At 62.5% G+C, this 12,489-nt stretch carries 8 protein-coding genes; 4 read left to right on the forward strand and 4 right to left on the reverse strand.

Going from position 1 to position 12,489, the window contains the following annotated elements; genetic code table 11:
- Positions 1 to 42 precede the first annotated feature (42 nt).
- The 4 genes from serA to metG all read left to right on the forward strand — a co-directional run bounded on the left by serA (position 43) and on the right by metG (position 7,074).
- A complete protein-coding gene (serA, locus tag AC1DD7_RS12040) occupies positions 43 to 1,638 on the forward strand; it encodes a phosphoglycerate dehydrogenase (protein ID WP_216923891.1) in 1,596 nt (531 codons plus the stop codon).
- Positions 1,639 to 1,848: 210 nt separating this feature from the next.
- The gene (locus tag AC1DD7_RS12045; RefSeq protein ID WP_431115570.1) at positions 1,849 to 4,659 is read left to right on the forward strand and encodes an FtsX-like permease family protein; all 2,811 of its coding nucleotides are present in this window, start codon (positions 1,849 to 1,851) and stop codon (positions 4,657 to 4,659) included.
- Positions 4,656 to 5,411, forward strand: a complete 756-nt coding sequence (locus tag AC1DD7_RS12050) for an ABC transporter ATP-binding protein (protein ID WP_431115569.1) — start codon at positions 4,656 to 4,658, stop codon at positions 5,409 to 5,411. Before AC1DD7_RS12045 ends, AC1DD7_RS12050 begins: the two co-directional genes overlap by 4 nt.
- 103 nt (positions 5,412 to 5,514) lie before the next feature.
- Positions 5,515 to 7,074: a methionine--tRNA ligase gene (metG, locus tag AC1DD7_RS12055; protein ID WP_477515134.1), complete on the forward strand. Its 1,560-nt coding sequence runs from the start codon at positions 5,515 to 5,517 to the stop codon at positions 7,072 to 7,074.
- 118 nt (positions 7,075 to 7,192) lie between these two features.
- Here metG and AC1DD7_RS12060 read toward each other — a convergent pair whose 3' ends face one another.
- The 4 genes from AC1DD7_RS12060 to AC1DD7_RS12075 form a co-directional block, all read right to left on the reverse strand.
- Positions 7,193 to 9,658, reverse strand: coding sequence for an ABC transporter permease (locus AC1DD7_RS12060; RefSeq protein WP_477515135.1), 2,466 nt, complete (start codon positions 9,656 to 9,658; stop codon positions 7,193 to 7,195).
- 3 nt (positions 9,659 to 9,661) lie between these two features.
- On the reverse strand, positions 9,662 to 10,456 hold the full coding sequence (locus tag AC1DD7_RS12065) for an ABC transporter ATP-binding protein (RefSeq protein WP_477515136.1): 795 nt from the start codon (positions 10,454 to 10,456) through the stop codon (positions 9,662 to 9,664).
- Positions 10,457 to 10,562: 106 nt separating this feature from the next.
- Positions 10,563 to 11,276 (reverse strand): response regulator, encoded by a 714-nt coding sequence (locus AC1DD7_RS12070; RefSeq protein ID WP_477515137.1) that lies wholly within the window; start codon positions 11,274 to 11,276, stop codon positions 10,563 to 10,565.
- 3 nt (positions 11,277 to 11,279) lie between these two features.
- Positions 11,280 to 12,464 (reverse strand): sensor histidine kinase, encoded by a 1,185-nt coding sequence (locus AC1DD7_RS12075; protein WP_477515138.1) that lies wholly within the window; start codon positions 12,462 to 12,464, stop codon positions 11,280 to 11,282.
- Positions 12,465 to 12,489: the final 25 nt, after the last annotated feature.

Consider the following 12,489-nt stretch of genomic DNA (forward strand, 5'->3'; position numbering starts at 1 on the left):
TCCAGTACTGTCCCAAAGTTGTCCAAAGTAAGGTGCCACCCCGTGTCAGCCACCAAACCCGTCGTCCTCCTCGCTGAGGAACTTTCACCCGCCACCGTCGAGGCATTGGGCCCGGACTTTGAAATCCGCCAAACCGACGGCGCCGACCGTTCCCAGCTGCTGTCCGCCATCGCCGACGTCGACGCAATCCTGGTTCGCTCGGCTACCCAGGTTGATGCCGAAGCCATTGCCGCTGCGAAGAACCTTAAGGTCATCGCCCGGGCCGGCGTGGGACTGGACAACGTGGACATCAAGTCCGCAACGCAGGCCGGTGTCATGGTCGTCAACGCACCGACGTCCAACATCGTTTCAGCAGCCGAGTTGACGGTCGGCCACATCCTGAGCCTCGCCCGCCACATTCCCCAGGCGAGCTCCGCGCTGAAGAACGGTGAGTGGAAGCGTTCCAAGTACACTGGCATCGAACTCTTCGAGAAGAAGATCGGCATCATCGGCCTCGGCCGTATCGGCGCCCTCGTGGCAGCCCGCCTTCAGGGGTTCGAAACCGAGATCCTGGCGTACGACCCCTACATCACGGCCGCTCGTGCCGCACAGCTCGGGGTCAAGCTGGTCACCCTGGATGAACTCCTGGAAAACTCCGACTTCATCACCATTCACATGCCCAAGACGCCCGAGACGGTGGGCATGCTTGGCGCCGACGCCTTCCGCAAGATGAAGGAAACGGCCTACGTCATCAACGTGGCACGTGGCGGGCTGGTAGATGAGGAAGCCCTCTACATCGCCCTGAAAGAAGGCCAGATTGCCGGTGCCGGCGTGGATGTCTTCGTCAAGGAACCCAGCACGGATCTGCCTTTCTTCGAACTGGACAACGTGGTGGTCACCCCGCACCTGGGCGCATCCACGGACGAGGCCCAGGAAAAGGCCGGTGTCTCGGTGGCCAAGTCCGTACGCCTTGCCCTTGCCGGCGAGCTTGTGCCGGATGCCGTGAACGTCGCAGGCGGTGTGATCGCTCCGGACATCCGCCCGGGCATCCCGCTGATCGAAAAGCTCGGCCGGATCTTCACGGCGCTGACCCATGCGTCGCTGACCCAGATCGACGTCGAGGTTGCCGGCGAGATTGCCGCACTGGACGTCAAGGTGCTTGAGCTCGCTGCCTTGAAGGGCGTCTTCGCCGATGTCGTCACGGAGCAGGTCTCCTACGTCAACGCACCTGTCATCGCAGAGCAGCGCGGAATTAATACCCGCCTGATCACCACCCCGGACGCCGAGGACTACCGCAACGTCCTCACGATCCGTGGTGCGCTCAGCGACGGTTCCCAGATCTCCGTTGCCGGTACCCTGACCGGACCCAAGCAAGTGGAGAAGCTCGTTGGCGTCAACGGCTATGACGTGGAAATTCCCATCAGTGAGCACTTGGTGGTGGTGGCCTACGCGGACCGTCCCGGTGTCATTGGCACCATCGGCCACATCCTGGGCATGAACAACATCAATATCGGCGGCATGCAGGTTGCACGGCAGACCGAGGGGGGCCAGGTGCTTGCGCTCCTGACCATCGACAGTTCTGTTCCGCAGCAGGTACTGGAAGCCATCAAGGCGGGCATTGGCGCCGACATGGTCCGCGAGGTGGACCTGGAGGACTAGGACTGCTCCTCATCAGCCAAGTTCGCGTGCCGGGGACACACCACTGACACGCAACGGTGGTCGGTCTGCTTACAATGGCTTGGTCCGGGATTCGGACCCGGCAGCAGGCCGGCCACTACTTTTTGCACATAAAGCCCGGAATTCCTTTGTGTTTTTCAAGGATTCACGGAGCATGTGTGCGCGCCCGCAATCAAGGTCTCAGGGAGCCCAATGAACGCCGTCCAAAGGTTCATCAGAAGCCGTGTGCTGCTGCTGACCGCGGCCATTTTGATCGTCGCGATGTGCTTGTCCGTCCTAGTCCAGAGCCAGTCACAGGCCGCTCTGAACAGGACTGTGGATGAGAACTCGCGGGGACTCTACGACATCCTGGTCCAGGCAAAGCCGGACCCCTCACAGGACGGGGACGGCGGTGCACTGATCCAGCCGGAAATCGCCAACGGGCAGGGCGGCATCAGCTTTGAGCAGCTGGAGAAAATCCGCACCATGGGCCAGACGGCAGTCGCTGCACCCATCAGCCTCGTTTCGCGGGTTTCGCAGAACCTCGAGGCTCCGCGCCTCAATGCCATGGACTACCTGGGGTACAACGCCGGCCTTGCCGGTGGCATAACCGCAGGGGACCCCTCGGCCATGGACTCCACCAAGTGGCCTGCAGCTGAATCCGTTTTGTCCGACACACCCAAGAAGTACCGGCTGACGGCCTCCGCCACAAGCTCCGATGGCGTCAACCAGCAAACCCTTTTCAAGACGAGCGCTGAAGGGACCCTGGGCAAGGGCCGTCTGATCCAGGAACAGGCTGCCGGTGGTTCGAATGTCCGGATCGCAGGTCCCGACGGCGAGACCGGGATTAAGTTCCCCGCTCCAGCACTCGGCTCGGAGCACAACCTCTTCAATCTTTCGGTGGCGCTTCCACTGGCGCCGGAGGTGACTGAGTCCGTCGTCGCCGTCGATCCTGCCTCCGAGAGGGCGCTGTTGGGCTCCGCAGGTGATTTCCTTGCACCCCTGGAGAAGGCTCCGCCGGCGGACGCCCGCAATGCAGGCGCTATTGGCCGGCATTTCGAAAGTCTCTTCACCAGCGGCCTCAGCATGAACCAGCTTGAAGAAGGACCCGATTTCCTGGGTGTGAAGCTGAAGTACTGGGCCCCCTTGATGACGCAGTACCAGCAGGCAAAGCGTGACGGACTGCTGACCGATGATTCCCAGGCCATTCCGCTGATTGTTCGCTCGGGAACGTCCCTGGATTTGAAGTACTCGGTCAAGATCGAGGAAATCGACAACAACGGCAAAGTAGTCAAGGATGTCGGCACTGTAACGCGGTCCCTGGACAAGGATTACCTGCCGTTCGTTTCCAAGGCCCCATTTGCCCTTGAATGGCCGGGGTCAACTGACCACAGCCAGCTCCTGGGCAGTACTGCCTCCTTCAGCCAGGGGCTTTACAACCCGGCGACCTGGAGCACTGCTTTTGCTGCAGCCCCGAAGTACAAGGAGGGCGACGAAGCCTCCAATGGTGCTTCGGAGAAGACTGCTACGCCGGGGGACTGGGTCACAGTCAACCGCCTTCCGGAAAAGTCGTCCTTCGGCGCAGCCGTGGACCAGACCCAGCGCAAGCCTGTGGATGAGCGCTCCTACCGGGAAGACCTGGAAACCGGAAAAAAGCCCGCGACTCCCATGCCGATGGTGTACGGCACGTTTGATCCGGCAGACGTTCAGGCCGCAGCCGGTGACGTCAACAAGCTCCCGTTGGGCGGCTACGACCCGGCTCCCTTGACATTGAGCAAGGACGCCGAGGGCAAGGACGCCAATGGCACTGTCCTGAAGCCATCACTGAGCGCCACAGGTCTGGTCAGCCAGTCGGCCGGCGCCATCACTGACTATTACGGCCTGGCAGCAGCCCGTGGCTATGACACGAACGCCGACGTCATCGACGCCATCCGTGTCCGCGCCAACGCCACTGGAACGTGGAAGCAGGCCCAGCCGGACGTTGAAAAGCTGGCTGCCCAGATCCGCGAACTGGGCCTTGAAGCGACCGTGGTGGCGGGTTCCGCCCGCGAAGACGCCAATATCTTCGTCCCCGGGTACAGCAAGGACGACGCCGGCAAGGAATCTCCGCTGGGCACAGTCCAGCAGTCCTGGGTTCGGCAGGACGCGGCTGACGCCGTTTCGGGTTCGCTGACAGGGACAAACATCACCCTGCTCTTCCTGACGCTTCTTGGAGCCACGCTCCTGACTGGTGCCTCGACCGTCAGCTACATCCGGCAGCGCCGGAGCGAAGCAGGCATCCTGAGGGCAATGGGCTGGACGCAGAAGCGCGTCAGGTCCTGGGTGCTCGAGGAGTTCGCTGTGGGCGCGGCTGCCTTGGCCGCGGCAGGGATCATTTTGAGCCTGCTCAGTTGGAACCTTGCCACTGTGATCGTCTCAGTGACCATGCTCATCATCTACGTGGGCGCTGCGTTGCTGGCTGCCCAGCAGCTGCGTCACCGCGTGGAGGTAGACCAGGAACCCCAGCATGATGAACGCCTCGTCACTGTTGATTCGCCCTTGACGTTCGCCAACAGGCAGCTCACTACCAACCGGTTCAACTCTGTCTCGCTGGCCGTGGCCGTAGGCGTCTTCGGTGCCGCAGTGGGGGCCTTGATCGCACTGTTGATCGACATCCCCCGGGCAGCAGGAGCCAGTGCCTTGAGTGGGCTGGCCGCGGCGAGCATCGCCTTGCCAAGCGTGATCCTCGCTGTGTTCGGCGTGGTTGTGGGTCTACTGCTCACACTCGTGACCGGGCGGTTCGAGCTCCACGCCAAGCGCGAGTATCTGGGCACTTTGCGTGCCATGGGCTGGAACCCGGACATGCTGGGCCAGGTCCGCTTCTTTGAAAATGCACTTGTCGGCACCGTCGCGCTTCCCTTGGGCGTCCTTGGTGCCCTTGGACTGGGGCTGCTCCTTGCTCCGTACGCAGCACTCTGGGCCGGACTGGCCGGGCTGCTGGCCGTAATTTGCTGGATTCCGATTGCAACGAAAGTAGTCAAATGACTGACAACCTCAACCCCGAGCTGACGGCGACCCCGGAATCCACGGACGAGTCGCTGCAGACACGTGCCAACACCATCATCCGGGCATCCGACCACGCCACACCCTTGGAGCTCAGCCGCGTCACCATCCACTACGGCGGAGACAAGGGCGGCGCCGAGGAAGTCGACGTCGTGGATGACTTCAACCTCACCCTGCACGCGGGCGAGATGCATTGCATCGCCGGCCGAAGCGGCTCCGGCAAGACCAGTATCCTGACCGTCAGCGCCGGGCTGACCCTGCCGACGTCGGGCACCGTGTTTTGGGAAGGCCAGTCCCTGGCGTCCATGGGCGACGACGAGATCGCTGACCGGCGCCGTGCCTTGATTGGCTACGTCGATCAGGGCGGCGCCTTGATCGACGGCATGAGCGCCCTCGAGAACGTGCTGCTGCCCGCCGTGCCGGATGGAGAAGTGGAACAGCGCACGGAGATGGCCAAGGACCTCCTGGACCTGGTGGGCCTCGGACGCCGCATGCGGCACCGTCCCGCCCAGCTTTCCGGCGGTGAGCGCCAGCGTGTGGCAATCGCGAGGGCCCTGATCCTGGGCACCCGCGTACTGGTGGTGGATGAGCCCACTGCCAGCCTGGACCGTGCTGCAGCCAACCGCATCATCGGCATCCTGAAGGACACCACGAGTGATGGCATCGCTGTGCTCGTGGCTTCACACGACCACGAACTGGTCCGGCTCAGCGATACGCTGACCGAACTGAACTAGTCCGCAAGACTGCTCCTTCGCCGGGATATCCGGCACAGACCGGACCGGCCGTCATTTGCGGCCGGTCCAGTCATTCCATCCGAAAAAAAGGTAACTTCTTAGAGTGACGTCTGCAGAGAAATCCCCGTTCTACATCACCACCGCTATCAGCTACCCCAATGGCGTGCCGCACATCGGACACGCCTACGAGGTCATCGCGACTGATGCCATGGCGCGCTTCAAGCGCCTCGACGGCCATGAGGTGTTTTTCATGACCGGCACGGACGAGCACGGGCTCAAGATGCAGCAGTCGGCCGAGAAGGAAGGCATTACGGCCAAGCAGCTCGCGGATCGCAACTCGGCGGCGTTCAAACAGATGAGCCAGGACCTGGGAATCTCCCATGACCGTTTCATCCGCACCACGGACCCGGACCACTACACGGCGTCGCAAGCCATCTGGAAGAAGATGGAAGCGAACGGTGACATTTACCTGTCCAAGTACGAGGGCTGGTACTCGGTCCGCGACGAAGCGTATTACGTTGAGGACGATACCGTCGTCAAGGAAGACGGCCTCCGCTACTCGAAAGAGACGGATACCCTCGTCACGTGGACAGCTGAGGAGAGCTACTTCTTCCGCTTGTCCGCTTACCAGGAGAAGCTCCTGGCCCTCTATGAGGCACAGCCTGAGTTTGGTGCGCCGCAGTCCCGGTTCAACGAGGTCATCAGCTTTGTGAAGCGCGGACTTGAGGATCTCTCCATCAGCCGTACCACCTTCGACTGGGGTGTCCCTGTTCCGGGCGATGAGAAGCACGTCATGTACGTCTGGGTGGATGCCTTGACGAATTACCTCACCGGTGCCGGATACCCGGACGTCGAGTCCGAGTCCTTCAGGAAATTCTGGCCAGCCGATGTCCACGTTATCGGCAAGGACATTTCCCGCTTCCATGCGATCTACTGGCCGGCATTCCTGATGAGCGCAGGGCTCGCATTGCCCAAGCGCGTCATGATCCACGGCTTCCTGACCAACAACGGCGTGAAGATGTCCAAGTCCTTGGGCAATGTTGTCGCCCCACAGGACTTCGTGGCGCAGTACGGGCTGGACCAGTGCCGGTTCTTCTTCCTCCGGGAAGTCCCCTTTGGCGCCGATGGCAGCTACAACCATGAGGCAATCGTCGGCCGCATGAATTCGGACCTGGCCAACAACTTCGGCAATCTTGCCCAGCGTTCCTTGTCCATGGTCGCGAAGAACTGTGAAGGCAAGGTTCCCGTCCCCGGAGAGTTCACGGCCGAGGACAATGCCTTGCTCGCCAAGGCCGGAGAATTGCTGGCTACCGCCCGGGGCGCCTTTGACAAGCAGGAATTCAGCCGCGCCCTGGAGGCTATCTGGACAGTGCTGGGCGACACCAACGCCTACTTCGCCGACCAGGCCCCGTGGGTGCTACGGAAGACCGACGTCGAGCGGATGAATACCGTGCTGTACGTCACCCTGGAAGTTGTCCGCATCGTGGCGATCCTCGCCCAGCCGGTGATGCCTTCCTCGTCCGCCAAGCTCCTTGAGGTGCTCGGACAGGCCGAAGGCGATGCCAGGCAGTTTGCTGCCATCGCCACGCCGATCGTTCCGGGAACTGAACTTCCGGCTCCGGCGCCGATCTTCCCGCGCTACGAGGAACCGGCGGAAGCGTAGGCACCATTCCCTCTCGCACATAACTGCCCTAAAACAGAAACGCTCTCTCACATCCTCCCGTTCAGGGGCAGGAAGTGAGAGAGCATTTCTCATATGGCAGGTCGATGTGGGAGAGCGATCAGGCCGTGGCCAGACCCTCCACAGGGGACAGCCGCGCTGCACGATGGGCAGGAATCACGGAGGCCAGCAAACCCGCCACCACAGCCACGCCGAATACCGTTGCGAGCTGCAGCCACGGAACCGCCGGAACAACATCAGCCACACCACCAAGAGCGGCTTGGGCGCCGAGCCAACCATAGACGATGCCGATGCCTGCACCGAGGACTGCGGCCACGCCGGCTACGAGCACGGCCTCGATCGCGAGCATTCCCCGGAGTTGACCCTTCGTCAAGCCCAGTGCCCTCAGCAAGGAGTTCTCCCGCGTTCGTTCAAGGACGGAGAGGGACAATGTGTTCGCCACACCGATCAGGGCAATCACCACTGCCACGCCCAGCAAGCCTGTGACCACCAGCAACAGGACGTCGATGATGCTGTTAAAGGTCACGCGCTCGATTGCAGCTCCGCTGACAGTGCGTTCCTGCATGCCCAAGGCTGCGGCCACTTCCTTTTGAATGGCCTGGACACGGTCAGCCGATACCGAGTCGTCCAGTTTCACCCACACCATGCCGGGCATTTCCGGTAGCGGTGTGGAAGCAAGACTGGACTTCTCAACGAAGGGTGGAATATGACGCGTCCGCAGGACTTTGGCATCCAGCGATACGGGACCGGCCGCCGTCGAGATCTTTGCGGCTCCGCCTGTGGAGTCCTCAGGCAGGTAGACGGCACCGGGGCCTGGCTGCAATGTGCTGTCCCGCAGCACATATGCGGCATCGGCTGCGGAAAGTGAATAGACGGTATTTCCGCCATCAGGCGTGGCCTCGGCAAGGGTACCGACAGCCGGGAGCAGGATTGCGGTATCCACGCCGTCGATTGCCTTGATACGGGAGACAGCGGCATCGCCGGAGCCGATGGCACCAGGCGCGGTCATCGCTGCAAGGTCCACCGGATAGTTCTCTGCGAGGGTATCGTCGAAAGCTTGCCGTGAGGTTGCGGCGCCGGTCATCATCAGGGACACCAGAGTGACGCCAATCAGCAAGGCCGCGGCGGTAGCCGACGTACGGGCGGGATTGCGCGTGGCGTTGACTGCAGCCAGCTTCCCCGGAACACCCACAGGTGCGGCCAAGCGACCAGCCAAGGCCACTACCGTGGGAATGAACAGGGTTGAGCACAGCAGGATCCCCACAAAGGAGAGGGCTCCGCCGAGCAAGGCAATCAGCAGCGAGACGGTGGTGCTGCCGAAAATCAGCAGTGACGCGCCGCCGAGGAGTGCCACCAGGCCCAGAACCAAGCGGACCTTGCCGCGCCGGTTGCGAACAGCAGCGTCATCGGCAGGTCTTAGGGCAGCAAGGGGAGCGACCGCGGTAGCAGCTTTGGCGGGGACTAGGGCTGCAATGACTGTCAGCAGCGTTCCGGCGACAAGGCCGGCGATGATTGCCGACGGCGGTACGGCCAGGGTGGCAAAAGCCTGCCCAGGCTGTGTCTTCGCCCAGGCGATGAGCCCGTACATGAGGCCGGTTGCGGCAACCAGGCCCAGCACGGAGGAAATGAATCCAACCACCAGTGCCTCCAGCATGACCGATCTGCGGATCTGTGACCGTCCCGCGCCGAGGCACCGAAGAAGCGCCAGTTCCCTTGTTCGCTGGGCTACCAGCACGGAGAACGTATTGGCCACCACCAGAGTGGAGACGAGGATAGCGACGCCGGCAAAGGCGAGCAGTACCACTGTGAGTTGGTCCTGACCGGCGCTCAGCATGGCGACCGTGGATGTGACCTTCTCCTGCGCGGTTTCCAGGATGGGAGCATCGGCACCTGCCGCTTCCATGCGGTGCGCGATGTACTCCTTCGCTGCGGAGACCTCTTCGCCGGGTTGGAGGGTGAATTGCAGTCCCGAATATCCTGCTCCGGCATCTTGCAACGCATTCAGGACAGACTCTGAAGCGACAAGCTGGGCCGCCGAGGACGAGAAGGGATCATTCGTGGCCTGAATCAGGCCGATAACTTTCACCTTGGCGTACTTGACGGGTCCGGCACCGTGCAGCTCAAGCGAACTTCCAACGGTGAGTCCGAGATGCTCTGCGGTCTTGACGTCGACGACGGCTTCGAAGGGCTGCGACGGCATGGAACCTGAGGACAAGACTGCGCCCTCCAGGGATGACGGCGCCACATTTCGGAGCCTGCCCTGCTGCTCACCACCACCGGCCACAAACGTCACGTAGGTGGATCGCTCGGCGTAGTGGTCCTTGACTGCCGGCGCGGACGTCGCGGCATCCACCGCGGCCTGGCTGAAGGCCTCACCATTCTTGGATGCCGCAATAAGATCCGCGTTCCGGTAGGCCTCGCCGATACTGGCGCCAAGTGAAGCATTGGTGCTCGCGCCCACCATCAGCGTGGCGGAGAGGAACATAACGGACAGCATCACGGCGAGCCCGATTGCGACGAATCGCCGGAAGTGCGTCGTCAATTGGGAGAGAGCTACGCGCAACATGCTTTAAGCCCCGAGCTTTCCGAGAGCCGTCAAAACTGATTCCGCTGTGGGCTCCTGGATCTCGCCTACCAGGCCACCGTCGCTCATCAGCACCACGCGGTCGGCATAGCTTGCGGCGACGGGGTCATGGGTCACCATGATGATGGTCTGGCCCATCTCCTGGCTGCTGCGACGCAGGAGCGCAAGCACTTCGCCGCCGGCTCTGGAGTCCAGATTGCCGGTCGGCTCGTCGCCAAACACGACGTCGGGACGCGTCAGTAGCGCTCGGGCTACGGCCACACGCTGCTGCTGTCCGCCGGACAACTCGTGTGGTCGGTGCTTCAACCGGTCCTTCAACCCGAGGGTGCTCACTACGGTATTAAGCCACCCGGCGTCGGCGGTTGTTCCCGCCAAAGCGAGCGGCAGCGTGATGTTCTGCACCGCTGTAAGTGTGGGCACCAGATTGAAGGCCTGGAACACGAAGCCAATGCGCTCGCGTCGAAGGGCGGTGAGCTGGCGGTCGTTGAGCCCGGTGAGCTCTGTGCCACCCAGGACGATCCGTCCGGAGTCCGCCGTATCAAGGCCGGCGAGGCAATGCATGAGCGTGGATTTGCCCGATCCGGAAGGTCCCATGATTGCGGTGAATTTGCCGGCGTCGAAGCCCACGGATACCTCGTTCAGGGCCATGACACGTGTATCGCCGCGTCCATAGCCCTTTGTCAGCGCGAAAGCTTCAACCACTGTGCGTGGCCAGGCTGCTTCGGATTCAGCGGGACGGCCGTTACCTGTCGGGTGGGGGAGAGGCGTGAAAGTTGTCATGATTTCACGCTATGTGCCAGGAATGCGCCGCTGGATCCGGCCAGGGACCCATTCCGGGCAAGGTCAGCTCATACCGTGGTCTGAGACCGGCGCTTAACGTAACGCGCTAGCTTCCTGGGGCGACCACGCCTGTCTCATAGGCGATGACCACCACCTGCACGCGGTCCCGGGCTCCAAGCTTGGCCAGAATGTGGCCGACGTGGGTCTTCACCGTGGCCTCTGACAGAAACAGCCCTGCGGCTATCTCCGGATTCGACTGGCCCTGGGCGATCAGCTGGAAGACCTCCCGTTCACGGGCGGTGAGGCGTTCGACCGCGGCGGCGTGCCCGCTTTGTTCCGATGTCTGCTTTCTGAGCAGCGGAGCCACATGCTCCAGCAATCTCCGTGTAGTGGATGGGGCAATGACTGCGTCGCCACGGTAGACGGTCCGGATGGCCTCCAGGAGTTCCTCTGGCGGAGCGTCTTTGAGCAGGAATCCGCTGGCGCCGGCCTGGATTGCAGCCAAAGCATATTCGTCGAGGTCGAAGGTGGTGAGGACCACGATTTTGACCTCCGCCCGCTGGGAGCCCGAGGGCTGGGTGGCCGCCTGTTCCAAAATGCGCCTGGTGGCTTCGATGCCGTCCATACCTGGCATGCGTACATCCATCAGGACCACATCGGCCGTGGTGGCGCTGAGGGCCTGGACTGCCTCGATTCCGTTGCCTGCCTCTGCCACCACCTGGAGATCGGGCTGTGAATTGATCAGCATGCCGAACCCGGAGCGGACCAATTGCTGGTCATCGACGAGCGCCACCCGGATGGGTGCGGCGAGTTCAGGCATGGCTTAGGCCTCCGAATAGGGAATGAAAGCGGACACACGGAAACCGCCGCCCTGCAAAGGGCCTGCGGTCAAGGAACCATCGTAGAGCGAGATGCGCTCGGCCATGCCCCGGAGGCCGTTTCCCCCACCCGAGGTGGGCGGATCAGCGGCGGCGCCCCGCCCGTCGTCGATGACGTTCAGCTCTAAACCGCGACTCTGCCACGTGAGCGTCACACTCGCTCTGGCATGGGGTCCCGCGTGCTTCATGACGTTGGTGAGCGCTTCCTGGATGATCCGGTAGGCAGTGAGTTCGGCCCCGGCCGGAAGCGCCCGGCGAGCCATGCCAAGCTGTTCGAAGGAGATCTGCAGCCTGGCAGCGCGGAAACCCAGAAGCAGTTCATCGAGATCGGAAAGTCTCGGTTGAGGCTTGGTCGGCGCATCCTCACCCGAGCGCAGCACGCCGAGCAGCCTTCGCATCTCACCGAGGGAATCACGGCCCGTCGCTGCGATGGTGGCCAGCGCTTCGGTGGCCAGTTCCGGCTTTGCGGCGGCGGCGTACCGGGCACCATCGGCCTGGGTGATGATGACAGACAGCGAATGCGCCACGATGTCGTGCATTTCCCGCGCGATATGCGAGCGTTCATCAGCGGCGGCCAGCTGGCGCTCCTGTTGCTGTTCGATTTCAAGGCGGCGGGTCCGGTCCTCAAGGGCCTGGAGCTGGAGCCGACGTACGCGGGTAAGGTCGCCGAGCGTCCAACTGACCAGCACCAGCATCCAGATAAGGACTGTGTAGAGGGCCCCGATGGTGAGGCCCATGATGCCGGACTCCGCGGGGCTTGAGTATTCGCGCGTGGTGAGCATGACGCCGCCCAGCAAACCAAGCAACAGGACCGTCCGGCTCGCCCATGCAGGTCCATAGGCCGCCGTGGCGTAGATGACCAGCGGAACCGCGATTTGGCCAGCCACCGGTTCTGCGCCCACCGCCCACTGGATCAGGCACACGAAAACCACGACGGCGGCCGCGACCACGGGGCGCGTGCGTCGCCACGCAAGAGGCAACAGCAGGCCGCAGGAGATGAAAAAGAGCAAGGGGCGGTCGGCCACGAGATAGACAGGTCCGAACAACAGGACCAGCAGGCACGTTGCCGCCATATCTACCTTGAAGCGGTTGATCCGGAACCATTCGTATATCGCGTGCCTTCTATCCACGGTACGACTCTATGTGGTGGCTATG

The sequence above is a fragment of the Paenarthrobacter sp. 10L412 genome, assembly GCF_056395565.1.

Bases quoted from the DNA above. Each gene is read 5' to 3' on its own strand.
- AC1DD7_RS12070 (WP_477515137.1), bottom strand. From the start codon at position 11,276: ATGCCTGAACTCGCCGCACCCATCCGGGTGGCGCTCGTCGATGACCAG.
- AC1DD7_RS12050 (WP_431115569.1), top strand. From the start codon at position 4,656: ATGACTGACAACCTCAACCCCGAGCTGACGGCGACCCCGGAATCCACG.
- AC1DD7_RS12045 (WP_431115570.1), top strand. From the start codon at position 1,849: ATGAACGCCGTCCAAAGGTTCATCAGAAGCCGTGTGCTGCTGCTGACC.
- AC1DD7_RS12065 (WP_477515136.1), bottom strand. From the start codon at position 10,456: ATGACAACTTTCACGCCTCTCCCCCACCCGACAGGTAACGGCCGTCCC.
- AC1DD7_RS12060 (WP_477515135.1), bottom strand. From the start codon at position 9,658: ATGTTGCGCGTAGCTCTCTCCCAATTGACGACGCACTTCCGGCGATTC.